Source organism: Leptolyngbya sp. FACHB-1624, from assembly GCF_047649235.1.
Classification (GTDB): Bacteria; Cyanobacteriota; Cyanobacteriia; order Leptolyngbyales; family Leptolyngbyaceae; genus Leptolyngbya; species Leptolyngbya boryana.
In genome coordinates this window covers 1,094,458-1,119,725 of record NZ_CP180258.1, presented here as the reverse complement: position 1 = coordinate 1,119,725, position 25,268 = coordinate 1,094,458, and the positions used below count along the sequence as shown (strand labels likewise).

At 47.7% G+C, this 25,268-nt stretch carries 21 protein-coding genes and 1 riboswitch; of the genes, 11 read left to right on the top strand and 10 right to left on the bottom strand.

Features of this window, described 5'->3' with window-relative positions; all coding sequences use genetic code 11:
• Nucleotides 1-56: 56 nt before the first annotated feature.
• Entirely contained in the window at nt 57-1,484 is a 1,428-nt protein-coding gene (locus ACMUEV_RS05070; RefSeq protein ID WP_190653422.1) for a glycoside hydrolase family 13 protein, read from the bottom strand.
• Between the two features lie 124 nt (nt 1,485-1,608).
• Nucleotides 1,609-1,666: riboswitch (Glutamine riboswitch) on the top strand.
• Nucleotides 1,667-1,701: 35 nt separating this feature from the next.
• Here ACMUEV_RS05070 and ACMUEV_RS05065 point away from each other — a divergent pair.
• From ACMUEV_RS05065 to ACMUEV_RS05055, 3 genes are all read left to right on the top strand, one after another.
• Nucleotides 1,702-2,082: a DUF4278 domain-containing protein gene (locus ACMUEV_RS05065; RefSeq protein WP_017290352.1), complete on the top strand. Its 381-nt coding sequence runs from the start codon at nt 1,702-1,704 to the stop codon at nt 2,080-2,082.
• A gap of 211 nt (nt 2,083-2,293) precedes the next feature.
• Nucleotides 2,294-2,683 carry a 6-pyruvoyl trahydropterin synthase family protein gene (locus ACMUEV_RS05060; RefSeq protein WP_190653423.1) on the top strand — a complete coding sequence of 130 codons (390 nt, stop codon included), beginning with the start codon at nt 2,294-2,296 and terminating at the stop codon, nt 2,681-2,683.
• Nucleotides 2,676-3,287: a 7-carboxy-7-deazaguanine synthase QueE gene (locus ACMUEV_RS05055; RefSeq protein ID WP_190653424.1), complete on the top strand. Its 612-nt coding sequence runs from the start codon at nt 2,676-2,678 to the stop codon at nt 3,285-3,287. Before ACMUEV_RS05060 ends, ACMUEV_RS05055 begins: the two co-directional genes overlap by 8 nt.
• Nucleotides 3,288-3,465: 178 nt before the next feature.
• On the opposite strand, the gene glmS is transcribed toward ACMUEV_RS05055, so the two are convergent.
• A complete protein-coding gene (gene glmS / locus ACMUEV_RS05050; RefSeq protein ID WP_190653425.1) occupies nt 3,466-5,352 on the bottom strand; it encodes a glutamine--fructose-6-phosphate transaminase (isomerizing) in 1,887 nt (628 codons plus the stop codon).
• A gap of 157 nt (nt 5,353-5,509) precedes the next feature.
• Between glmS and ACMUEV_RS05045 the strand changes: the two genes are divergently transcribed.
• A complete protein-coding gene (locus tag ACMUEV_RS05045) occupies nt 5,510-5,725 on the top strand; it encodes a hypothetical protein (protein WP_190653426.1) in 216 nt (71 codons plus the stop codon).
• 334 nt (nt 5,726-6,059) lie between these two features.
• On the opposite strand, the gene ACMUEV_RS05040 is transcribed toward ACMUEV_RS05045, so the two are convergent.
• Nucleotides 6,060-8,462: a tetratricopeptide repeat protein gene (locus ACMUEV_RS05040; protein ID WP_242044823.1), complete on the bottom strand. Its 2,403-nt coding sequence runs from the start codon at nt 8,460-8,462 to the stop codon at nt 6,060-6,062.
• Nucleotides 8,463-8,622: 160 nt separating this feature from the next.
• Between ACMUEV_RS05040 and ACMUEV_RS05035 the strand changes: the two genes are divergently transcribed.
• A complete protein-coding gene (locus ACMUEV_RS05035; protein WP_190653427.1) occupies nt 8,623-9,555 on the top strand; it encodes a ferritin-like domain-containing protein in 933 nt (310 codons plus the stop codon).
• 12 nt (nt 9,556-9,567) lie between these two features.
• Nucleotides 9,568-10,353 carry an isoprenyl transferase gene (locus ACMUEV_RS05030; RefSeq protein ID WP_190653428.1) on the top strand — a complete coding sequence of 262 codons (786 nt, stop codon included), beginning with the start codon at nt 9,568-9,570 and terminating at the stop codon, nt 10,351-10,353.
• Nucleotides 10,354-10,370: 17 nt separating this feature from the next.
• On the opposite strand, the gene ACMUEV_RS05025 is transcribed toward ACMUEV_RS05030, so the two are convergent.
• A complete protein-coding gene (locus ACMUEV_RS05025; protein WP_190653429.1) occupies nt 10,371-11,669 on the bottom strand; it encodes an MFS transporter in 1,299 nt (432 codons plus the stop codon).
• A 53-nt stretch (nt 11,670-11,722) separates the two neighbouring features.
• A complete protein-coding gene (locus tag ACMUEV_RS05020) occupies nt 11,723-12,952 on the bottom strand; it encodes a DUF4336 domain-containing protein (RefSeq protein ID WP_415354735.1) in 1,230 nt (409 codons plus the stop codon).
• Nucleotides 12,953-13,283: 331 nt separating this feature from the next.
• On the opposite strand from ACMUEV_RS05020, the gene ACMUEV_RS05015 reads away from it, so the two are divergent.
• Both ACMUEV_RS05015 and ACMUEV_RS05010 read left to right on the top strand, forming a co-directional pair.
• Nucleotides 13,284-13,652 (top strand): fibronectin type III domain-containing protein, encoded by a 369-nt coding sequence (locus ACMUEV_RS05015; protein WP_051077824.1) that lies wholly within the window; start codon nt 13,284-13,286, stop codon nt 13,650-13,652.
• A 102-nt stretch (nt 13,653-13,754) separates the two neighbouring features.
• Nucleotides 13,755-14,189 carry a DUF6006 family protein gene (locus tag ACMUEV_RS05010; protein ID WP_017290364.1) on the top strand — a complete coding sequence of 145 codons (435 nt, stop codon included), beginning with the start codon at nt 13,755-13,757 and terminating at the stop codon, nt 14,187-14,189.
• Between the two features lie 148 nt (nt 14,190-14,337).
• On the opposite strand, the gene ACMUEV_RS05005 is transcribed toward ACMUEV_RS05010, so the two are convergent.
• Nucleotides 14,338-15,558 (bottom strand): saccharopine dehydrogenase family protein, encoded by a 1,221-nt coding sequence (locus ACMUEV_RS05005; protein WP_190653430.1) that lies wholly within the window; start codon nt 15,556-15,558, stop codon nt 14,338-14,340.
• Between the two features lie 255 nt (nt 15,559-15,813).
• On the opposite strand from ACMUEV_RS05005, the gene der reads away from it, so the two are divergent.
• Nucleotides 15,814-17,178, top strand: a complete 1,365-nt coding sequence (gene der / locus ACMUEV_RS05000) for a ribosome biogenesis GTPase Der (RefSeq protein WP_017290366.1) — start codon at nt 15,814-15,816, stop codon at nt 17,176-17,178.
• 16 nt (nt 17,179-17,194) lie between these two features.
• Nucleotides 17,195-18,181: an energy-coupling factor transporter transmembrane component T family protein gene (locus ACMUEV_RS04995; RefSeq protein ID WP_190653431.1), complete on the top strand. Its 987-nt coding sequence runs from the start codon at nt 17,195-17,197 to the stop codon at nt 18,179-18,181.
• A 56-nt stretch (nt 18,182-18,237) separates the two neighbouring features.
• On the opposite strand, the gene ACMUEV_RS04990 is transcribed toward ACMUEV_RS04995, so the two are convergent.
• From ACMUEV_RS04990 to treS, 3 genes are read right to left on the bottom strand one after another with little or no spacing between them, the layout of a single operon-like run.
• Nucleotides 18,238-18,570, bottom strand: a complete 333-nt coding sequence (locus ACMUEV_RS04990; RefSeq protein WP_017290368.1) for a XisI protein — start codon at nt 18,568-18,570, stop codon at nt 18,238-18,240.
• Entirely contained in the window at nt 18,558-18,977 is a 420-nt protein-coding gene (locus tag ACMUEV_RS04985) for a XisH family protein (RefSeq protein ID WP_017290369.1), read from the bottom strand. Before ACMUEV_RS04985 ends, ACMUEV_RS04990 begins: the two co-directional genes overlap by 13 nt.
• A 51-nt stretch (nt 18,978-19,028) precedes the next feature.
• A complete protein-coding gene (gene treS, locus ACMUEV_RS04980) occupies nt 19,029-22,247 on the bottom strand; it encodes a maltose alpha-D-glucosyltransferase (protein ID WP_190653432.1) in 3,219 nt (1,072 codons plus the stop codon).
• 153 nt (nt 22,248-22,400) lie between these two features.
• Between treS and malQ the strand changes: the two genes are divergently transcribed.
• Complete coding sequence (gene malQ / locus ACMUEV_RS04975) at nt 22,401-23,876, top strand: 4-alpha-glucanotransferase (protein ID WP_190653433.1); 1,476 nt, start codon at nt 22,401-22,403, stop codon at nt 23,874-23,876.
• Nucleotides 23,877-23,905: 29 nt separating this feature from the next.
• Here the strand turns inward: malQ and ACMUEV_RS04970 are convergent, their stop codons facing one another.
• Nucleotides 23,906-25,264, bottom strand: a complete 1,359-nt coding sequence (locus tag ACMUEV_RS04970) for an anthranilate synthase component I (RefSeq protein WP_190653434.1) — start codon at nt 25,262-25,264, stop codon at nt 23,906-23,908.
• Nucleotides 25,265-25,268 lie beyond the last annotated feature (4 nt).

Genomic DNA, 25,268 nt, shown 5'->3' with positions numbered 1-25,268 from the left:
ACTATCCTAGTCCTGTCCCACCGCTGAGGCATCTTTCAAAAGAAAGCTTCGGTGATCTATCGGGATGAGGATGCTAGCAGAATGTAGCCTGCGCGATCGCGCAATTCTACCTGTTCCCCAAGGGTGAGTTCTCCATATAGAACTTTCTCAATTTTAGGGAGCGCAACTTTCACGGGAACTGTGCCAACATTCACTGCAATGATCACGGTTTGATCCTCCAGCGATCGCTCAAACACATAAACCGTTCCCTCGGCATGAAGCACTTGATAAGTTCCGGTTCTCAAGGCTGGATAGGCATGACGAATTGCAATCAATTGACGATGGACTTTATCAATATCTAAGTTCCAATTTTCCTCAGTTGGAAACCCCCGACGAGAATCTGGATCAATGCCACCCGGTAAGCCAACTTCATCCCCATAGTAAATACTAGGTGCGCCCGGAAAGGTCATCAGTAAGAGTGTACAAAGTTCAACACTCGCATGATCACCTCCTGCAATCGTGAGTAATCGTGCAGTGTCATGGCTCGCGAGTAAATTGAGTTGTGTAAGCTGAATTTCCCAGGGATAAAGTTCGAGTAAGCTCTGCATTTTCTGAGCGTACTCACCTGCGAATAGAGGCGGATACGGGTGATAATCGCGATCCTGAACTTGCTCTAAAACAACGCGATCACCTGCTGCAAATGCGATCGTTGGACCTGCAAACAAGTAATTCATCACGCCATCAAACTGAGTTCCATCGAGCCATTCGCGCGAATCACCCCACACTTCACCAACAATGTAAGCTTCTGGATTAATCGCTTTGACGCGATCGCGAAACTCCTGCCAAAATCCGGGAGCCTTAACCTCGAAGGGGACATCTAAACGCCAACCATCAATCCCGAATTCGATCCAATATTCAGCAATCTCCATGATGTATTCGCGCACGGCTGGATTGTCATGATTAAACACAGGCAGCGCCCGATTTCCTGCCCATCCTTCATAGTTTGCCGGAAACTCGCCCGTGTAAGGATGCAGCGGAAATTCGTGAATCTTGAACCAATCGAGCCAGGGAGAATTGCTCCCATTTTCTAGAACGTCATGAAAAAAGAAGAAGCCGCGACTGGAGTGATTAAACACACCATCTAGCACGACTTTAATATCGCGATCGTGCGCTGCATCTAGTAAATCGCGAAACGCCTCATTGCCACCGAGCATTGGGTCAACCCGATAGTAATCGTGCGTATGATAGCGATGATTACTAGCAGACTGAAAGATCGGCGTGAAGTAAATCGCATTCACGCCCAAGTCTTGAATGTAATCCAACCGTTCCATTACGCCCCATAAGTCTCCCCCTTTGTAACCTTGCAGTGTTGGGGTCGCATCCCAGTCTTCCCAGGGCATCTGCTTGAGAAGTTTCTTATACGGCTGAGTCGCCCGGGAAAAGCGATCGGGAAAAATCTGATAAAAAATTGCGTGCTTCACCCAATCCGGCGTTTGAATCTGCATAACTTCTATGGATCACATCACTTAGTAGCGTAATGATCCCCACGCAGATCGCGCTCTAACTATTGACAGAATATTACAATCCTCTTGCGGAAACCTGAAAACCGTAGTGTATAATACAAACATAAACGTTCATCTCTGGTAACCAGAGACGGAAGTAAGGAGTTCTCCTGAAGGAACGCGCCTCAAACTCACTTCATTCTTACTTTTCGAGGCGGTTATGAGACTGATTTACCGTGGTGTTGAATACGAATACGACCCAACCCAACCGCGAACCAATCCGGTCGATCGCGTTTTTAGTTCTCGCGAGCCGATTACATTGACCTATCGCGGCAATCGCTACCAAATGGATCCGACTCAACCTGCCCAACCTGCCGAAGCGCGCCGTCCGCATGAGTTAATTTATCGCGGCGTGCGATACTGGGTTGGCGCATCGGGGGATCGACCAGTGACCTCTAGGTTGAATACGATCGCCAACTTGGCTGCAACCCACCACGCGAACTTGCAACGCAATTTGCAGCACCGCATCGAAGTTGCACGTCAAAATGGCGATTACAATCTCCTCTCTCTGCTTGAAGCAGAACGCAATCAGCTTGTCTAGGTCGCTCGTTTTAACTTCGCTGAACGAGTGCTAGACGATTCACTTCAGGTGTTCACTTTTCACGCAGCCCGGAGTCTCAACAATGAGACTCCTTTTTTATGAAAAAGCTGCATACGATACTGACACAATCTCACAATTGTGAATAAATCTACCCCAAAAAAAGTCCTATGTGATTTACGCTAGAACTTCTAGCGTTTTTTGCGAGGGGCGTATGCCGAAATGGACAGTCACTACAGAATTTACGTTCAATGCCGCACATTGGATTCGGGATTATGACGGACCCTGTGGGCGTATGCATGGACATACTTACACGGTGAGAATTAGCGCGATCGCATCTCAACTTCATGCCTCTGAATTCTGTCCCCATCCGGTCATGGTGGCTGACTTTAGAACCTTAAAATGGGCGAAAAAAGATGTGCTCAAAGGTGGCTTGGATCATTGTGTATTAAATGAAGTTTTGCCAGAAGGATACGAAACGACGGCTGAAATGATCGCCAAATACATTTACGACAAAACCAAGAAAGACCTTCCGGCTGAAATTAAGCTCAAAGTTGCAGTATCAGAAACCCCAAATTCTTGGGCAGAGTACGAAGATGATTAGGACAGAAGCACAGACTTTACCGATTGTGGAGACGTTTCACTCTGTCCAAGGAGAGGGCGCTTGGACAGGAACCAGTGCGTTGTTTATTCGATTAGGCGGTTGTGATGTTGGTTGCTGGTTCTGTGACACGAAAGAATCTTGGGTCGCAAAACGACATCCCCGTCAATCCATTCAAGAACTCGTGAACCTGGCGATCGAGGTGAAAAGCGCGATCGTCGTGATTACCGGAGGCGAACCTTTAATGCACGACTTAACTGAATTAACCAAAGCATTAAAAGACGAGGGATTAAGGCTCCATCTCGAAACCTCTGGCGCACATCCATTCAGCGGGACATTTGATTGGGTGACGCTTTCACCGAAGCAATTTAAGCCGCCGCATGACAGTGTTTATGCTCATGTGGATGAGTTGAAAGTTGTGATTGCTCAGGCAGCAGATTTTGAATGGGCAGAACAGCAGTCTCAGCAAGTCAGCGATCGAGCAGTGCGTTACTTACAACCCGAATGGAGCAGCCAAGAAAGCACAAGTTTAATTTTTGAATACGTAAAGCAGCAGCCAAAATGGCGAATGGGATTGCAGACTCATAAGTTACTCGGAGTCAATTAGCAAGGCGCGAAGATCCGAAAGATAAAATTGATTGACTTGTCACGTACTATCCAACATGCTATAAAAAATCCTGGATAGTACAAAATATATCCAGGATTAGTCATATAGTCTCCTAGTAGCTGTTGAACGACGATTTGACTTTTTTCAGTCAAACAATACAAGCTACTAGGAGTATGCTTTACTCTACAGTGACACTTTTCGCTAAATTTCGGGGCTGATCCACATCTAAACCGCGTCGTGCTGCAATGTGATACGCCAATAACTGCAACGGAATCACCGTTAAGATCGGCGATAGGATCTCATCGACATGAGGCACTGGAATCAGTGTGTCAAATGTATCTGCTGCTTCCTGCTCATCCATTGGGGTAACACCAATCAAGCGAGCATCCCGCGCCCGTGCTTCCTGAGCATTCGACAACACTTTCTCAAACACAGTTCCTGGCATTGCGATCGTGACAACCGGAACCTTAGCATCTAATAATGCGATCGGTCCATGTTTCATCTCACCCGCTGGATAGCCTTCTGCGTGAATGTAGCTGATCTCTTTCAATTTCAGCGCCCCTTCTAACGCGATCGGGAAATTGATGCCTCGTCCGAGGAAAATGAAATCCTGTGTTTCTGCGAAATCATGCGCTAGTTCTTCGATATAGCGCTCTTGGCTTTCTAGAATCAATTCAATCTGAGCAGGGAGCTGCCGCAATCCGTCAAGCAACTGTTCTAAAGCTTCAGATGATCTTGCTTGGCGGCGGTACGTGAGATCGATCGCCAAACTATAAAATGCCATGACTTGTGCTACAAAAGTCTTTGTAGCAGCTACGCCAATCTCAATCCCTGCATGAGTCTCAATGATATTGGGAACGAGATGACCCAGTGAGCTTTCAGGACGATTTGTAATCCCCAAGAGTCTCGCCTCAAAGCCTGAACTTAACGTCGATCGACGTTCTTGTTCCATTGCTAACGCTGCTAAGGTATCAGCCGTTTCGCCGGATTGAGTCACCCCGATCGTCAACGTATTTTTAGTTAACGGCGATGCCGAATAGCGGTACTCAGACGCATAGTGTACTGAGGTGGGAATGCCTGCTAATTGTTCGAGCAAGTATTTTCCGACTAAGCCTGCGTGCCAACTGGTTCCACAAGCAATGATCTGAACTTGTTGTAAATCATCCAACACAGCATCCGAAAGTCCAATCTTCGTTGGAGAAGAAGCTTTCGCCGCACTCCATTCTGTGTCAAAGTAAGCCTCTAAACAGGCGCGAACTACACCAGGCTGTTCGTAAATTTCTTTCAGCATGTAGTGTTTGAAGCCTTGCTTCTCCACCATGACTGGATTGACATCCAGGGTGCGGGGTTTCTTCTTCAAGCGTTGTCCTTCAAAGCTGTAAATTTCCACCCCGATCGGTGTCATTCTTGCTAATTCCCCGTTCTCCAGATTCAACACGGCACGGGTGTAGGGAATTAATGCAGGCGTATCAGACGCACAGTAGAATTCACCTTGCCCAAAGCCGAGAACGACGGGAGCCTGTTGACGGGCGACGATAATTTCATCGGGATAATCGGCGCAAATCACTGCGATCGCAAAGGCTCCTTGCAGCTTATTCACAACTGATCGAACGGCTTCGAGCAAGGGAAATTCGGCAGATTTTTCCGCTTTACTCAATTCTTCTGCGATGAGGTGCGGCACGACTTCGGTATCTGTTTCCGATCGAAACTCACAGCCGCGCGCTTTTAGTTCTTCGCGCAATTCGCGATAATTTTCGATAATGCCATTTTGAATCACCGCAATCCGCTGTTGCATATCCATGTGTGGATGGGCGTTATATTCTTCGGGTTTCCCGTGAGTTGCCCAGCGTGTATGCGCGATTCCGGTACGAGCGGGATTGGTTTCGCCTGCTAATTTTTCTTCCAGATTATGCAGTTTCCCTTTTGCCCGTATACAGTGAATTTCGCCTTCTAAAATCGTTGCGATTCCGGCAGAATCGTAGCCGCGATATTCTAATTTGCGAAGCCCTTCCAGCAGAATTCCACTGGCTTCTTGTGTCCCGATGTAGCCGACAATTCCGCACATATGACGTTCGCTCCTAAATGAATCGTGACGTTACCCGATAATTTATCCTGAGTTTTGTTAAGATACCAGCCAAATAACAGACTTTTCGCATTTCAGGGGTGATTTTATAAAGACGGATGATCGCAACAGTTCAGTATATTCCGCAGAAAAATCGAATGTGTCCCAAGAAGCGTTGGATGTCTGCATCAAGCTTCTGCCTATTTCACACCAAAGATTTGATCTGCGTAGCAAATTTCATCGCGAGCAAAGAATATTTCATCTGTTGGGGCAAGAGGATGCTGGAGCGATCGCGATCTACGGAGTGCTGAAGTCGGGCAAACCGTTCAGCTTGGACTATGGAAATCAGTCAGCGATTGTTTCAGCATTGCAATAAAATACACGTAATCGGAACGCTTATGTTCCGATTATTGATCACCCTAGTGTTGAGTCGTTTTTGTTCTCATCTACTTTTGACTGCTCATTTTGCTGCAAGCAAGGCATTGACGCTTGTTGAACTGTAAAATTTAAGCTGCTTGACTTTCAAGACGGTATCTGTACTTAGAAGCTTATATTAAGCGATGAAACCCTTGATATCTCGATCGATCTAAAGGTCTGCAAAACCTCTACCCCCAGTTTGAATCTGGATGCTGCCTTTGACAATTTAAGGCTCCAGAAATAGATTCTAGAGCCTTATTGAATGTCCATCATCCTACGCTTGCAGAAGCGGTTTAGCGATCGTCAAATCGAGTTTGCGCTCGAACCTTTTCAACTTGCCTCGTTGCTTGCATTTGTTCAAACAGCCGTAATGCCTGTTCTAAAGAGTTCTGGCATAGTTGCGATCGACCACTTGCTTGATAAGTTAATCCGAGTTGGAAATAGGCGTTTGCTAAATCACACATTGCTCCAATCGTTTCAAGTAGGGCAATTGCCTGCGTGTGGTACATCAGTGAAGCGTCTAAAGCATTTTGGCAGCGACAAAGTTCTGCAAGTCCACTCAGCGTCTTTGCTTTGACTTGGGTGTAATGACTTTCCTCTGCAAATTCTAGGGCGCAATCGTACATTGCCTTGGCTCGCTCAAATTCTCCTAGATTCGTATAGGTTTGCCCTAACATTTGAATGAAATAAGCGAATCGTCCGCTTTGTTCGACTAATTTCTCAGTGACGATCGATTGATAAGCTGCTTCTGCTAAGTGATAAGCCGCCTCAAATCGTTCCAAATAGGAATAGGTCAGGGCTAAACAGACGGCTGCTTTTTCTGCCCAGGGATGATGAGCGGTGTTCTGCGCCAGATCAATCACTTGCTGGAAGGATTGAGCCGCCATTTCTAATTCCCAAAGATCCATCTGATAGAGTCCGATGCTGAGCTGAGCATCAACTTTTAGCATTTGGAAGTAGTAAGCGGTGTGCTGACTGGGCGCGGCAGCAGAACGTTTTTGCTCAGCAGCACCAATTAGAGCAATGGTTTTTTCCTGACAAGCGATTGCGTCTTGAACGCGACCCGTAATCCAGTACAAATCTCCCAAAATATTGTGAAGTTCGCTGAGTTTGGCAGGATTTTCAAGATTTGGAATCACTTGCACGATCGCGCTGAGAACAGGTTGTAACAATCCCATCCGGTAAAGCGTGCTGCCGAGGGGTAAAAACTGCCGCCATTGATTGGTGCGGCTTTTGAGAATCACACCCGCTGCCGCTTCAAAGTCCTGGATCTCAATGTAGTGGTAGTGGGCTTGCAGGGCTTGCAGCGCGTCTTGAACAGTCTCGATCGTCAAAACCTGAGTCGTCCAAAATTCTGCGGCTTTGCGGTGGGCGATTTCCCAATCTGAACTCTTTCGCAGTCGAGCGATGGCTTCGGCTTGAATGGCAGGATGCAGCCAGTATTTGCCCTGTTCGCACTCGACTAGCGATCGATTTCGCAGCGAGGTCAGCACTTGTCGTTGTTGATCCGTGGGCACATCCCAGAGCAAACAGAGCATTCCTTCGGAGGAAATCGCTGGTATTTCTTGATATCGGTAACATCCCAAGCGACAGAGTAACTGATAGGCAACCGGATCGAGCGCTTGCAGACGGTTGATCTGACTAATCACAAGATTTTTGAGATCTCGTGTTGCGAGCAAGTCTTGCCTATTTTCCTGCCAGTAGGCTGCCATGTCTCGATCGAAGTCTTCACGAATTGCACCACATAGAATCCCCATTGCTTTGGCATTCCCGCCATAAGCTCGGTGCATCTGCTCAAGCGTCACAGCATCGATCGACATGGAGCGGCTGAAAAAAGTTTGCCATGCAGTGAGATCGAGTCGGGGGAGACGATAGTGTTCGACTGCCAAATCAGGCTCACACAAGCGATCGCGACTCGTAATCAGAGTAACTGCCTGAACTCCGGCATCGGTTAGAACTCGTAGCAGTTCAACATAAGCTCGATGTGGTGGAATCAATCGCCCTTCTGAATCGAGCGCAGGTTCTAAATTGTCAATCAAGATTCCGATGCGCCGTTGGTGCAGTTGGCGCTTTAAGCGTCCGAGCGAAATTCCGTATTCCGATCCGGCTTCTTGTTGAAAGTCTTGTTTTAACCACTCTTCGACAATTCGTTCAGCCGAAGTAATGTTCTGACTTTCTTTAGCGATTAACAATTCCAGCACTTGTTCAAACCCCTGCGCTTGGAGATAGTGCTGTGCCAGCGTTGTTTTGCCTAAACCGCCTTCACCTTGAATGACAATGACTTTGCAACCTTGCTGAATCAGACGATCGAGATCTGCGATCGCACCTTCACGCCCTAGAAGATTGCTCGATCTGCGATCGTCGAGCGGAGACGGTGCAGGTAGAAATGTTGCCGAAACCTCAAATAATGGCTGCGAATACTGCGTTAGTACTGCTCGACAGGTACTTTTAGTAATTCGCTCACCCAATAGCCCAGACAGCAATTTCCAGAGATGGGCACTCACATCTTTAATGTGTCCCTCTGTGTAACCCGAGTGCGCTGCAATCTCCAAATATTTTTGCCCGCGCAGCACCTTGCTCAGAATGTCTCTTTGTAAGACGCTAAGACGTTTCCCGGTTTTTCGAGCGAGTAGCTGATCCACCCACGCCAGTGCAGTTTCAGCTTCCATTGCGGAATCATTGATCAAGAGTTCCATCCATTCTAATCGGTCAGGCTAGTCCCTGTCTCTCCCTCCAACTTTCCGACTTTTCCGACTTCTGCACAGATTCAATTCCCGACTCTCACCGACTGACACGAAACAGCGGGATTGCTTAGGCTGTAGGCGACCGAAACTGAATCTACTACAAAATTACTTTATGACAATTGATTCTCCACTGCTGCATCACACTCCATCAAATTCCGATCTTCAGCCGCATTTACGGGAACTGCTCAATCATTATTTTTCGATCGCTCACTTAAACGATCGGCTTCAGGACTTACCCCATCAGTTTCATCATCCCCAACCTCGCCCTTGGAACTCGATCGATTGGCAGGCGATCTCTGTTAATCAAATTGTTGGCATCGATCCTGAGGTATTCCTGTCAATTCTAAGGGGTGCAATTAACACAGAAGCGCCGATTCGAGATTACACCCAAACCAGTCGCCAGTATTTAGAACCGATCGATGCTCGGATGGCTCGCTTTGTGGGCGGAGTTGTGTCAGCAGACGGGAAATTGCTCGAACCAGGTCTTTGGGAAAAAGAAGAGCGGCAGCACACGCCTGCATTGCTGAAAGTTTATACACAACTCACGTCTGAAAAAGTTATTGTTCAGCCTCACACGGTTCGAGCTTATCAATCGGTGAGTGATCCCGCGATCGCGCTTTACCGTCACGGATTGCATCGAGTGGCAACAGAGTATGGGGCAGCGTGTCTTTACCTTTGGTTGATGGCACAGACGACCGGAGCTTTACACGCTGTACTACATGAACTGTTACTCGACGAAATCAACCACATGGCAAAGTTTTGGGGCTTTGGGGTTTGGGCATATCCTAACTCATCGTTACCGCGAGTGGGATGGAGTTTACTTCAAACCACAAAAGGACGAATGACGTATCAACGCGATCGCAGTAGTTTAGTCGGTACGCTCGATCGCATGACTCAGGTACTAGCCTGGCAAACTTGGTCTGCGAAAAATCGATGGACGTTTGCATTGACCTGCATCCAAGCGCTCCGTCTCTTGGGTCGTTGGAATCGAACGCTCACGCCCACATTCTTGCAAGATGTACTGGGTGCAAGCCCGTGTTACTAGGGAGATTGAACGATGAGTAGTCAAGACTTTTCAAGCTTACCTAAGAATTTAGATCCGACACGACTGCCTTCCCATATTGCAATCATTATGGATGGGAATGGGCGTTGGGCAACGCGACGGGGGTTGCCTCGCTTCGCTGGACACCGTAAGGGAGCGAATGCTCTAAAAGAACTACTACGCTGCTGCAAAGATTGGGGAATTCCCACTCTGACTGCGTATGCGTTTTCTACCGAAAACTGGAACCGTCCCCGCTCAGAAGTTCAGTTCCTCATGAATTTGTTTGAACAACTCCTCTGTCATGAACTGGCAGAAATGCAGCGCGAAGGAGTCAAAATTACCTTTATTGGGGATGTCTCCAGTCTTTCTGCCTCGCTCCGTCAGGAGATGCAACGGACTGTACAGGAAACGGCTTGTAATTCTGCGGTTCATCTCAATGTTGCAATCAACTATGGAAGTCGTCACGAACTGGTGACTGCCTGTCGTCAGCTTGCTCAACAGGTGCAGCAGGGAACGTTAGATGCTTCAGATATTGATGCTTCCCGACTAGAGGAACAGCTTTACACAGCAGGAATGGCTGATCCAGATTTACTGATTCGTACGAGCGGCGAAATGCGGCTTAGTAACTATCTGCTCTGGCAAATGGCTTACACGGAACTGTATTTTACTGATGTGCTGTTTCCCGACTTCGATCGATCAATGCTGCATGATGCTTTAGTACAGTATCAAAACCGCGATCGTCGATTTGGAAAGATTGCCTTGACTGTGCCGCAAACCCTAGTGAATGCGGTCTCAAACTGAAGTTAGATCGTTGATGCTCACCTTTTCGTATCAGCCTCTGTCAACCTGTAGCCCCGTAAGGTCATAACACTCAATATCACAAGCACCGCAGCAACCAGAAATACAATCCGAACCCCTGTTGGATTCTCCAGAGAATAACCATATTGAGAAAAAATGAGCGGTATGATCAGAGTTGAGAACGAGAGTCCCATCCCGATCGAGAAAGAGAAAATACTGTAATGAAAAGCTTCTCGTCGCTGTCCTGTCACCTTAGCATCCTGCTCTACAACATCTCCCATCATGGCGTAAATTAAGACAAAATATCCGCCCAAAAAAGGTCCAAGAATACCAAAGACGATCGCAGCTTGGAGCGTACTGGAAACATTGATAAACCATCCTACTCCGGTGAGTAATGCGCTGGTTATCGCAAATCCTAGTAAAGAGACTCGCAGCAAAGCGCGATCGCGGTAGATTCGGCTCAACCGATTCCAAATCGGCGCAGCAATCAGCATCGCAATTACCACGATCGCTTGATATCGTCCTACTGCTGCCTCTGGCTCGCGCAGAATCAGAGTGACAAAGTAAGGTAGATTCGACAGCAACATTGCATACGCAGTCTGTACTAGAATCGTCGAGCTACAGAGAATCAGAAAGGGTCGATTTTGCAACATTGCGCGAAGACTTTGCCCAAAGCTCATCGTCACGGTGGCATTGTGTTTTGGATGCTCTGGGAGTACCTGCACCGTGAGTCCCGCCGTCACTAGCCCGATCACTCCAATGACCGCCCCCATTGCCACTGCACCCCAGCGACCATAAACCACACTTGCGATCACTGCACCTGCCAACACACCAACGATGCCAAAAATGTTCTTCCACATACTGAGACGAACCCGCTCCGCTGCCGTTGTTGCGAGTTCAGCCAAGCTGCCATCGTACGGAACACCAACTAGACTAATCCCTGTATAAAAGACGATCGTCATTGTGAGGAAGTAGATTGCATTCAGCAGACTAGGCTGTGCAGTCGGAGGCATCCAAAGCAACAGCAGCGAGAATAGTGTGATGACGCTACCCACCATCAAAAAGGGTTTACGTCGCCCCCATCGACTGCGAGTAACATCGCTCCAATGTCCAATCCAAGGGTCAATGATGGCATTCCAAACTCGACCGATCGCCAGCAATGTACCGACGACTGCAACCGAGAGATATTGCACCCCTGCGGTATCAGGTGGCGCGTAGTAATAAAGCAGCCAAGTGGATACAGAAGTATTGATCAGATTGATGCCGATCGAAGTGCAACTATAGAGGAGAGTTTGCCGCAGCGTTAGAGTAGGAGACATGAAAAAGCTCGCGAGAAACGAGAAGTTGTGTTGCCCAGCAGGAGCTAGGTTCCTCAATAGGATATATCGTTTTCTGGCGGCAGGGTGGCAATTCCTAGCTCTAGTAGCTTCGTTTCAATGCTTTTAATGAAGGCAACATCGGTTTCAGGCAACGTCACGAGATTGATTTCAGATGGCTCTAAAAAGGTGAAGGCTTGTCGGAACTGAGAGGGTGTTGCTGCAATGGGTGCGTCAAAATGGCAAGGAATAATCCGGCAAAACTCCCAAGTAGCAATTTGATTTGCCCACTCAATCACCTGCTGCGGGGCTTGCGGCAAAATTAGCGTCTGTAAGATGGGAGCCACAAAGGGTCGTCCGTTGGCGCGGAGTGCCTGAAACGATCGCTGCCAATCGGCTTGCCATCGCCAGGGAAATAACCCAAAATAGGCTTTTCTTGTGCGATTCGGTGCTTTCAGTGCCCCGCGAACTGCCTGCTTGAGTCCAATCGGTTCGAGTGTTGCGGGACGGAAATACACGGCAAATAAAGCAATGCGCTGCCATCCTTTGCGCCGATTCGCTTCAGTATCTTCGATGGGTTCCGCCGCATCTTCTCTGGCATGAAAGAGTAAGGGATAGGGATCGAGTTGCGCGATCGTAGGTGGGTCTTCGGAGATTGAAAGAAGGGTATCGGTCAGCAACAGCGATCGTGATGCTTTGTGCAGTACTGCTACTTCTACAAACGATCCCCGACCGAGATCAATATCGAGGACTGCATAATCAAATTCGTCAGCAAACGGAGCAAGCTTGCTATCTTGCGGCAGAATCTGGGTGCGATCCTTGGGAAAGCCTAGCCAACTCAGGGGAAGATTTACCGGAAAGCTCCACTGATGCGGCGCAACGAACACTTGAGCCGTTGGGAAACACCGCGCAAACGGGCCGACAAACACTTTATGCTCTAGCCCTGAAGCGGTCGGCAGCAGAATATACTTCACATCACCGTGCTCTGCGACCAAGGCTTTGACCAAACGCAAACATTCGGGCGTGGGAGCAACAGGCGCATAAACGAGTAACCCTCCAGCTTCGAGACGCACGACCGTCATCCGAATCGGAGTCACCGTATAGAGAATGCCATGAAGTTGTTCAAAGCTCCAGATTGTGTTCTCCACAATTTCCCGACAAATGGTTCGGCGCTTGCTGTAGGGATAAAGGGGTAAGGTGAACCAGAAGAACCAAGACCAGTCGCGCTGATCCGGTGGTGAATGGTGGAGTAGTTTTTTTGATTTGGCTCCCCGACCGGGCATCATGCGATCGCTCCTGCAACACTTCCTTTTCTATTTTTACTGCCCTGATCGCAGCAATTGAATTTCTTTAGCTCTAAAGTTTAGACAACTTTGCGATTCTTTTGAAAAGCGTGCAGATAGTGTCTTGTGGCGGAGATCCCTCGCCATCTTCGCAAAGACGGGCAGGAGGCAAGTCTGATAGCGCAATGGGAGCCTGCGTCCACACAATTTGCGATGACGATCGAGCTTCAGACGATTTCAACTCGCACTTGCATAAGACAAAAAATAAATCGTAGAGAGCATTAGATACGCATTCTGAAAAGCTGCCTCACTCAACTCACTTAGGAGAACGAAAATGAAAATGTTGAAAGCTGGTGCTCTGTTGACACTGCTGATGGGTTTAGGTTTATCGTCGAGCCAAACTGTCATGGCTAGTAACCCTCGGCTTTGCCCGGTTGATCAACCCTGTTTCACAGAAAGTTATCAGTCAGGGAATCAGGTAATTTTCCGATTTGACGGAATTTCGGGGTGGGACTTTTACAATGTTCGCTACCGCGTGAAGGGAGGCGGTGAGAAGCAAGTCGTTAACCGCTCTGGACGCTTCACGTTTAAGAATGTTCGACCCAACCGAATCTATACGATCAGTGTCCAAGGCTGTAATTCACGCTTTTTAGCTCGCTCGACCTGCTCACCTTGGGTTCAGGAATCCGTTGAGACGAGATGACCGCTGCAGTGCGATCGCAAATTATCGCTGCATAATTCCCAAATTTGAATCGTACTGGTTGAGTAGAAACCACTGACACACATTCCCAAACATCCCAAAACTATGAAATCTCTACATCAGCTTTTCCAAAAACGCACGCTTGGTGTTGCTCTCTTACCGTTTACTGTTTTGCTGACTGTTGGAACGGCTCATGCCAGCCAAGTTGTTTCTGAATGGTACTTCGGTAAATGGAACTGTCGAATTGATGGACGACCTGCCCAAATGCAATGGAAAGTAGTAGATGCTCCAAACACACATTGCCAAGGCGGAGTCTGCTCCACGACTTCGGGAGTAAAAGTGGTCGGGTGGTTTAGCGACAGTGGGAGTGCTTGGGTTCCTTTAGCAAAGCGCTACAGTCGCGGCAATGATTTTGGCATTCGATATCAAGGGAAAGAGCAGGATAATTGGTTCCTTCGCTACGATCCGCAAACGCGATCGGCAACAGGTTGGACAACGTGGCGCGGGAATCGCTATCCCTTATCATGTCAGAAACGGTAGAAGCTCATCAATTTACTTGTTGGGCGAAGGTTTGAGACGCAGGCGAATCGAGTTGAATAGACTTTAGCAGGAAATCTCGCAGAATTGATTCCACCGCTGTTCTTGTGCTGGCATTTCCGCTCCCCAAACGCCTGCCTTGCGAGCCTAGTCAATTGGATGACAAGTATACGTCCACTGTCATCCCCGCACCTCGTAAGCGTTCTGCTAAAACTTCGCCCAGTCCAGTTGCGGGTGTGAGAATTCCTCCTCTTGCTGAACCTCCTGGGAGTTCATCTGCCTGAAGTGCTAGACACAAGGCAGACTCGCAGACGAATTTGACCGTTGCACGATTGCCCGGATCGCCCTGATCTCGAATCGTGGCTTGTACCTTTCGCCCGTCGCTCGCGGTTCCAATTAATTCACACGAGAACCAGCCATCATTCATGGTTTGCTCAGATGGACCACTACCAGGTTGCGGCAAGATGGGTTTTATCAGCGATCTCAATTGTGGTTGTTGGAGCACTCCGACCATCAATCCCAGTGCTGCCGTCAGTCCAAAAGCAGACAGTGGCTCATTAAACTTCAGATACTCTTGATAGCTAAACTCTGCACCATATGACTCCTGCCAGTCTTCATACAGTCCAGCACTGCGGCGCACAATGCGAGTGTTGACGACACCCATGAAGAAAGGTGCTACCCAAGTTTTCAGGTCAGCATCAAAGAAGGGCACTTGCGGGTCATGGCTGCGCTCAATTTGGGTGGGAGACTGATTTGCGGATGGATTCAGCAAAAAAGGGCGGTTCATCTGCGCCAATCCTTTTGAATCGTAGAGATTGAATGCCGATGCCAAAGTGCCCCCATTAAAACCGCCCGCCGCTTGAAAATAAGCCTTCACTTGCTGACAAGAGAGCTGGAATTCTTGTTGCAGATAGCGAACAATCAAGTAAGCGCCTAAATCCGATGGAACCGAATCAAAGCCACAGCAGGGAATAATGCGAGTTCCGTCGAGGGCAGCTTGAGAATGATAGCGATCGATTAACGTTCTCACCCAAGGCGTTTCTCCTGTGATGTCTACATAATGTGTTTTGTAGCGCACACAGGCATCGACTATTGCATCGCCATAAAGTGCAAATGGGCCTGCTGTGGTGAGAATCACTCTGGTTTGAGCCACGATCGCATCAATCGCCTGCTGATCCCGACTATCAGCAACCAGTACATCGACATTCACCCCGACTTGATCCCGAACTGCTTCTAACTTTTGCCGATTTCGTCCTGCGATCGCCCATCGTACGGTCTGAGATGCGGCGTGTTTCGCAAAATACTGCACAGTCTGTTTGCCGACGAAACCGCTAGCACCGTAGAGAATGACATCATAAGACCGTTCAGACATAGGTGCAAAACTCTATAAATTTATAAAATTACTCACTGAATCATAAGCAATCGAACTAAGACTGTGTCATAGGTACAAAGTCTCAGTTCGATCGCGACAGATTGCCAATCTGAAACTGATCTTAATGCGTGCGTCGATGTCCATCCCAAGAATTCGGCTTTCCTTAACAGACAATTTCAAATCGTATCAAACCAAATCTCGAAACGATCGCGCTACAATGATATGCTGCCTTGAATCAATTCCATTTCAAACATTATGTCATTGCCGATCGTTGCCATTATTGGTCGTCCGAATGTGGGTAAGTCTACCCTGGTAAACCGCTTAGCTCAGGTACAGGATGCGATCGTCTTTGACCAGCCTGGAGTCACCCGAGATCGCACTTACAAAAGGGCATTTTGGCGCGATCGAGAATTTCAGGTGGTCGATACAGGTGGATTAGTGTTTGATGACGACACAGAATTTTTGCCCTTGATTCGAGAGCAAGCCATGGCGGCACTTGCAGAATCAAAAGCAGCGATTTTCGTCGTCGATGGGCAGGCGGGATTGACCCAGGCAGATGAAGAAATTGCTCGATGGTTGAGACAGCAACCTGTTCCAGTCCTGATCGCTGTGAATAAGTGCGAGTCCGTGGATCAAGGATTAGTGCAGGCAGCAGAGTTTTGGGAGTTAGGACTGGGTGAGCCTTTCGCAGTTTCCAGCATTCATGGCAGCGGCACAGGGGATTTGCTCGATCGGGTGGTTGAACATTTTCCACCGACTGATGAGATCGAGGAAAGTCCTGAAATTAAAGTTGCGATCGCGGGTCGTCCGAATGTTGGTAAATCCAGTCTTTTGAATGCGTTTGTCGGTGAGAATCGCTCGATTGTCAGTCCGATTTCTGGCACGACACGAGATGCGATCGACATGCTGGTGGAACGCGATGACAAGATGTATCGATTGATTGATACAGCCGGGATTCGTAAAAAGAAGAATGTTGAATATGGGCCGGAATTTTTCGGGATCAATCGGGCATTTAAGGCAATTGATCGATCTGATGTCGTGTTGCTCGTCATTGATGCTTTGGATGGCGTGACCGAGCAGGATCAGAAATTGGCAGGGCGGATTGATGATGAAGGGCGTGCCTGCGTCGTAATTGTGAATAAGTGGGATGCGATCGAGAAAGACTCGCACACGATTTATGAATACGATCAGCAAATTCGCGATCGCTTGCATTTCGTCGAATGGGCGGAAAGCATTTTTATCAGTGCGAAAACCGGGCAGCGGGTCGAAAAGATTTTTGAACTCGTCGATCGCGCTGCCGAGCAGCATAAGCGACGCATTTCGACTTCTGTGATTAATGAAGTGCTAGAAGATGCGCTCTCCTGGCATACACCGCCCACGACTCGCCAAGGGCGACAAGGGAAGATCTACTACGGTACGCAGGTCAGCTCTGCGCCTCCAACGATCGCGCTATTTGTCAACGATCCGCATTTATTTAACGACAACTATCGGCGTTATATCGATCGTAAATTCCGCGAATCGTTAGGGTTCCAAGGCACTCCGTTGCGGCTATTATGGCGAGGTAAGAAACTGCGGGAAGTGGAACGGGGAAATAGCCCGAATCGTGCAACCAAAGTTTAAGACGGTGGTCTAAAGCATGGATTTACTGCGATCGTTGCCAATCGGGTTGTATTTGGAGCAGCCTATTACCTGGATGCACCGACTCGATCCCCGGGTAAAAATTGCCTGGTTGATGAGTTTTTTGGCGGCTCCAATTTTGGCGACAGCGGAATGGCGATTGGCGATCGTGGTGGTGCTGATTCTGCTGACGGTGGTGGCGCGGATTCCGATGCGCGTATGGCGACAGCAGATGGGATGGTTGCTGGCTTTGGCGCTGTATGTGTTCTCGCTAGTGGCAATCGCTCCGGATGGGTTGAGTGTGGAACCGCGACCGAGATTGCCGGAGAATGAATTGGCGTTTGTGCAACAGCCTGCGACGATACCGGAACCCGCACCGCAAAAGCCCTGGTTTAACCCATTTCAGCCGACTCCGAAGGCGCAAGAAGAGTTTGCGAAAAGCCAGAGACGACCGGAATTAAAGCAGCCGACAGATTATCGGTATGTCGTATTTCAACGCGGTCCAATTCGGGTGACTCGGCGATCACTGGATTTGGCGATTCGAGTCAGTACTCTGCTGTTTACGCTGATTTATAGTACGAATTTATTTTTGCTGACGACTGCTCCAGAGGAAGTGACCGCAGGTTTGGAGGATTTGATGCGTCCGTTGCGACGGTTTAATCTGCCCGTGACCGAGGTTGCATTGACATTGACATTATCTTTGCGGTTCATTCCGTTGGTGCTAGAGGAATTTCAGAATTTAGTGCGATCGGTGCGAACCCGGGCGATTAACTGGAAGAAATTAGGCTTTAAGCGGACGGCGCAGGTGTGTTTGTCGGTGGCGGAGCGGTTGTTGCAGAATTTGCTGCTGCGGGCGGAACAGATGGCAAATGCAATGAAGGTGAGAGGATTTACTAGCCCAAATCAGCATCGGGTGCAGTGGCATCATTTAGTTTTGAAGCGATTTGATTGGGTGGCGTTGGTGTTGCTAGGTGGATTTTGGGTGGCGAGATTAGCGATCGGGTGAAGTTTCAGGATGATGAAGTATAAAATCATTCTTGACTGAAGCGAACTCCAAAAGATTTAAGCGACTCCATAACCTGTGTCAGGTCTAGCATAAGCAGGCTGTAACCCCAGGACGATATCCTCTCTTGGCACGCCCATCTCTACGAGTTCTTGAGCAATTAATCGATCGGTTTGATTACGTTGAATCCAGATCTTTCCACCCTTGATATCCAAGTGCATTAGACAGCTATAAAATCGTCGCTGTCCCTGCCAGCCTAAACTTACCAACTGATAATGATCATGCTCTTGATCAAAAATGACTTGAGTCTCTAAATCATCTTGATTTTCATTAGTGGCATACTCTTTGAGTAATGACCGAATTGCTTGCCGATACTGTTCTAATTTCTCCATTGCACAATCACCTCTGTCAGCACGTCATATATCAATAATTTAACTGCATACTTTTGTACCGAAGCGATCGCTAAAGGACGTTGAAAAAACTCTTCATATGCTTTTAGGGGAACTGCCAAGTAAAGTACTCGCTCAGGCTCCAACGTTTCCAGTACTAATCGATAATTGAGAAACTGCCCTAATGCCGCATGATAATCAAAAAGTGCTGACTCACTCAAAAAGCTCTTGATCTCAACTGCGATTTTCTGAGTTCCTTTCTGTGCTGCAAGAAGCTGTTCCGCACCTAAGTCAATCCTAACTTCATCCTTGTCTTCAAATTTTAATCTGAGTGGATCATCTGTAATTGTCCACTGCTCTTTAAGGAGAGCGACCTTTACAGCATTGTGATATCGATCTCTGGCAGACACCCTTTTTCTTTTGATACTGGTCTAATTGTATCAAAATCACTTGAACTGAGATTAATTCAACAGTTCAAGGATTCGGAGGAGAGCGATTTCGATTTTGTCCGATCGCTCATTTAATTCTTTACCTAAAGATGCGATCGCTTTTTCTAGTAAATAGTGATTGAGCAATCGCTTTAATTCATCACTGCTTTGAGGTAAAAATTTCCCCGACTGTGCCGTCTCAAAATATGACTTGAGGAAAGTTCCGCCCGCCCAATACTTCCAATGCTGCGCCCCTTGTTTCATCTTTTTGAGTTGATTCGGTGAATGCTCAGCCGTGCTGATCTCATTGGCTAAAGCAATTTCAGCCGCAACATGAAACGATTGCATCATCCCCGCAGCATCTCTGAGCGGAGAACGTTTAATTCGTCGATCGCTTAAGCTCCGCAACGAATTCCCCTCGAAATCGATCAGAACAAAGTCTTTGCCCGTATAGAGCGCTTGACCCAGATGATAGTCGCCATGATATCGAGTCCGCAAAGCTGTAATCTTCTGATCTAAAATGCCGCGAAACTGTTCTAGACAAGGCTCGTATAGTTCTAAAACATCGCGCGCTAGTAACGGATCAGCAATGTGATGAAGTTGGTTTCTGAGTGCTAAAAAGACTCGCCCTGTGAGATTGCGAGCGTATTGGTAAATCGATCGCTGATACAACGACGTAAAGGGTTCTGGCTTGAAGTCAGGATGTTCAGACTCAGTAGCTAGTGCAAGATGCAATTCAGCAGTTCGTTGTCCTAGGAGTTGAATATTCGCGAGATAAGTTCCGATCGCAGTTTGAATAAAATCAGGAATATCCTCTAGCGTCGCAACTTCAGGAACTTCATGATTGTTCAGCGACTCGAAGTAGGTGCGAAGACTGTCGAGAGTATAGTCCCAAGTGCTTTGCGCTCCTGCAATGAACTCTTGAAGAACCGCGATCGTCATCGGAGCACGTCCAGGAATTTGATACTCGATCGAGCCTAGAATTCGGGGAATATGGTTGAACTTTGAATCGAGAAATCGACGGATTTCGAGATCCGGATTCATCCCCTCTTCAACGTGACGGAATATTTTTAGAAGAAGTTCAGCTTCTGCCCCAGTTTTGACAGATTCGCCGTAGAGAATCGAAGTATTGTTATGCTCGCCTTTAAGTAAACAAGCTTCAAAAGAATTGGGAAGATTGACAGTCGTTGACTTCAGTTGTCCAAACTCTCCCGTTGCTTGCACACCATGTCGCAAGAGACTGAGTAAGATAGTCAGAAAAGTTGGATCAGTCACCGCCTCAAATAAAACACCCTCCTCAAGCTGAGCAATCACAGAAGCATCGAGTTCGCGATCGCCATGCGCAATAAACATCACATACGTTTCGGGTTGCTCTTGAATGTAGCTTACTTGCAGCCAAATGAGTTGAACCTCAGGGGAGATCGGAATCATTTCAATAATTTGAGCCGATTGAACCGATTGCGTTCTCGCCTTGAACCAACGATATTGTTTAAAGTGATCAACCAGAATATTTTCTAGCTTTGCTCTGCTACTAGAACGAGCCAGCAATGTCTCCCAGGTGCTTCTAATTGTGGGAAGTTCTGTTTGAGTTGAAGAATCAACAGGCTTTAGACTGAACCAGTAGAAAGCGTAAGCTCCTAAGCTCAAGAAGTAAGGAGCCTCTTTCACCGCTGGAAACTCAGTCCGTCCAAACACTTCAACTGGAATCGAACCTGAGAAAGCAGAGAGATCTAGCTCAACCGTTTGCACAAATCGCGACAGATTTGCCACAACCAGAATACATTCATCTTTATACGTGCGAGTGAAAGCTAGAACTTTGCGATTTTCTGGGTGTAACAGTTGGAAGTCTCCCCGTCCGAATGCCTGAAAACGTTTACGAGTTGCAATGAGGCGGCGCATTGCACTAAGCAGAGAGTTCGGATTCGATCGCTGAGCTTCAACATTCACCGTCGTATAGTTGTACTCAGAATCCACAATGATTGGTAAGTATAGTTTATGAGGATTCGCGCGACTGAATCCGGCATTGCGATCGTCACTCCACTGCATTGGAGTTCTCACCCCATTGCGATCGCCCACATACACATTGTCCCCCATACCAATCTCATCGCCATAGTACAGCACAGGTGTACCCGGAAAAGTCAGTAAGAGACTGTTGAGCAGTTCGATCTGTCGTCGATCGTTACCGAGTAATGGTGCTAATCTCCGCCGAATTCCCAGATTCACCCGCATCTCTTTGTCTTGAGCATAGACCCGATACATATAATCTCGGTCTTCATCAGTCACCATTTCCAGCGTCAGTTCATCATGATTCCGCAAGAAAATGCCCCACTGACAGTTTTCAGGAATGGGCGGAGTCTGTTGCAGAATGTCATTGATCGGAAAGCTATCTTCCATTCGCACAGACATAAACAAGCGCGGCATCAATGGAAAATGAAAATTCATATGACATTCATCGCCATCGCCATAGTAGGCAGCAGCATCTTCAGCCCACTGATTGGCTTCTGCAAGCAACATGCACTCAGGATAGTTCGATTCCACATGCTTGCGTAGCTTTTTCAAGAAAGCATGGGTTTCAGGGAGATTTTCGCAGTTGGTTCCTTCTCGTTCGTATAAGTAAGGTACAGCATCCATGCGCAAGCCATCTACGCCCATCGCCAGCCAGAAATCGAGTACCTCAAAAACGGCTTGCTGAACAGCCGGATTGTCATAGTTCAAATCAGGCTGGTGAGAGTAGAAGCGATGCCAGAAGTAGGCATTTGCAACGGAATCCCATGTCCAGTTAGAAGTCTCGAAATCTTGAAAAATAATTCGAGCTTCCTGGTACTTATCTGGGGTATCGCTCCATACATAAAAATCTCGTTCGGGTGAACCGACAGGCGCACGTCGCGCCCTTTGAAACCAGGGATGTTGATCAGACGTATGGTTGATAATTAGTTCGATGATCACCCGAATTCCACGCGCATGAGCCGCTTCTAGAAACGCTTGAAAATCCTCGATCGTGCCATAAATGGGATTGACGCTCGTATAGTCCGAAATGTCATACCCATCATCTCGCAGAGGCGAAGGAAAGAAGGGCAGTATCCAAAGCGCAGTTACTCCTAAACTCTGGAGATAATCTAGCTTTCCAGTTAAGCCGACAAAATCTCCAATGCCATCATTGTTACTATCGGAAAAAGCGCGGACGGGAACTTCGTAGATGATTGCGTCTTTGTACCATTGCGGATCGTAATTGAGTGTGGAGAACTGCATCATCGTCAAAGTTGCCTAAACTTTACCGTACAAAGCTAGTCGGTTTTGTCGGTCACTGTCTTCATCCTGAGAGAGGTTTTTAATTTCTGTCTGTGGGAGCATGACCAGCCCGCCAAAGTCGAATAGCGTTTCGATCAATGAACCAGTGATGATTTTATGTTTCAGCGATCGAGTGGTATCGTACTTCAGCCTACCAGTTTACCCAGCAAGTTTGGCATCGGAGATTTAGGACAATCCGCCTACGAATTTGTGGATTTTCTGGCAAAAAGTGGTCAGTCGCTTTGGCAAATTTTGCCTTTAGCGCCGACTGGATATGAGCATTCACCCTACACGATGAACTTCAGTGTGTTTGCTGGAAATCCGTTGCTCATTAGCTTAGAACAGCTTGCAGAAGAAGGATTGCTGAAGTCAGATGAGTTAGTTCCGCTCGAAGGCAGCGTTGAAAAAGTCGAGTTCGATCGCGTGATCCCGTACAAAACAAAGTTACTGCAATTGGCATTCAACCGCTTTGCTCCGACTCCTGAATTTGATCAGTTCTGTCAGCAGCAAGCAGCGTGGCTCGATGATTTTGCATTGTTCATGGCATTGTTAGAAGCGAATGATGGCAAGAATTGGAATCAATGGGATCGCTCGATCGCACAACGCGACCTGCAAGCGATGCGAAATGCTCAAGATGCCTTAAAACCAGCTATCCAATTTCAGCAATTTTTGCAATTCAAGTTCTTTCAGCAATGGATGAAGCTGCGCGAGTATACCAACTCGAAAAACATTCAGCTCATTGGAGATATCTCGATTTACGTTTGCTTCAATAGCGTCGATGTGTGGGCACATCCAGAGATTTTTAAGCTCGATCCTGAAACGTTTGAACCTACTTTCATCGCAGGTGTGCCACCCGATTATTTCAGTGCGACCGGGCAGCTTTGGGGCAATCCTGTTTACGACTGGGATCAACTCCAGAGTAGTCAGTATGAATGGTGGATTCAGCGCTTTCAAACCACGTTACAGTATGTCGATATTGTGCGAGTCGATCACTTTCGGGGATTTCAAGCTTACTGGCAAGTTCCGGCAGGCGAAGAGACTGCGATCAATGGCGAATGGATCGAAGCACCCGGAGCGGACTTTTTTGAAACCTTAGGGCAGCGATTAGGACAATTGCCGATCCTAGCTGAAGACTTAGGGATCATTACGCCTGAAGTGGAGGAATTGCGCGATCACTTCAATTTTCCCGGCATGAAAATTCTCATGTTCGCATTCAGCGATGATGCGAGTAACACACACTTACCGCATCATTATGTTCACAATAGCGTGGTCTATCCTGGAACGCACGATAACGATACGGCGAGCGGATGGTGGAATACCATATCTCAGTCGGAGAAAGATAGGTTAGCGGCTTATGTGGGTTACCCAATCGAAGAAATTCACTGGACATTGAATCGGATGGCATTAGCTTCGGTCGCAAATTGGGCGATCGTCGCTTTGCAAGATGTGCTTGGGTTAGATGGAAGTGCCAGGATGAACGATCCGAGTCAAAACGCTGGAAATTGGCGCTGGCGATATCGCAGTTCTGAATTGCTAACAGATGAACTGGCGGAGAAGCTACGATCGATGACGAGTCTGTATGGTCGAATTTAACGTGAAATCTGCCCAAGCAAATCAGCACTTTAATGCCCCAAAGCGGCTAACTGTGCTCGTGCTTTCTGCAACGACTCAAACCATTCTTTCTCCGGATCACTATCGGCAACAATTCCCGCCCCAACTTGTCCCCAAACTGTTGCGACCTCTCCCGATTTTGCATACAACAACGTGCGAATTAAAATATTCAAATCCAAATTTCCACGTCGATCGAGAAACCCACAAGATCCATAAAACAAACTACGCCGCACAGGTTCTAATGCTTCTACGATCTCCATACAGCGCACTTTCGGGCATCCCGTAATCGTTCCACCTGGAAACAAAGCGCGGATCACATCAATCGGTGTAAACTGCGATCGCACTGTGCCTACGACATTACTAACTAAGTGCATCACATGGCTGTATCGCTCAATCACGAGTAGCTCATCTACCTCTACCGTACCCCACTCACACACGCGACCTAAATCATTACGCTCCAGGTCAACGAGCATAATATGTTCGGCACGTTCTTTCGTGTTGTCTAACAGGTCTTGCTCAAATTGATGATCTTGTTCAATGCTCAGCCCTCTTGGACGAGTTCCAGCGATCGGGCGAGTTTCTGCAATGCGATCGCTCAACTTTACTAATCGCTCCGGAGAACAACTAATCACATCCCCCCAAGGAGTTTTCCAATAGCTTGAGAACGGCGAGGGATTAATCGATTGCAGCGCGCGATAAATGCTCCAACTCTCTGCTGTTGTTTTTGCCTCAAATCGCAAAGACAAATTTGCCTGAAAGATATCGCCTGCTTGAATGTGCTGTTTTGCTTTGAGGACGATCGCTTCGTACTCCGTCTGACTCATACAAAACTCAGTCTGAAATGCAGCACCCGTTTGCGGAGTCTTACCCCGATTAGATTGATTAGCTTGTTGAGTGGATTGTTCAAGCTGATCTAACTGAGCTTCACTCCTTGCTGCAAGCCAAAGGGTTTGTTGCTCATGATCTAGCACAGCAAAGCAGTCTGGCTCGTACCAAAACGCGACTGGAAACGGCAATTTGTCATCTTTTAAATGCGGTAGCTTTTCAATTTCCCAAGCTAAGTCGTACCCAAGCCAGCCGAGCCAACCCCCAGTAAACGGCAAATGCTCAGGTTCGGCTGAATTGGATTGTTGTTGAATCAGATCGCTGAGAAACGGCAGAATTTCACCAATGCTCGGAGTCCAAACTTGGCGAGGCGCACCTGCACAAATCGAAAATCGTCCTAGCTGCGGATAATCCGAGGAGGCAGGATAAGGACTTTCGAGCAGTGTCGCAATTTCGTGATTCAGAAAACCAGCGGCAAAGACTTCTGAGCCTGTGCGTTCGTTCAGGGGCAGCGATCGCCAAATCCAAGGAGCCAAAAAAGTCATAGGG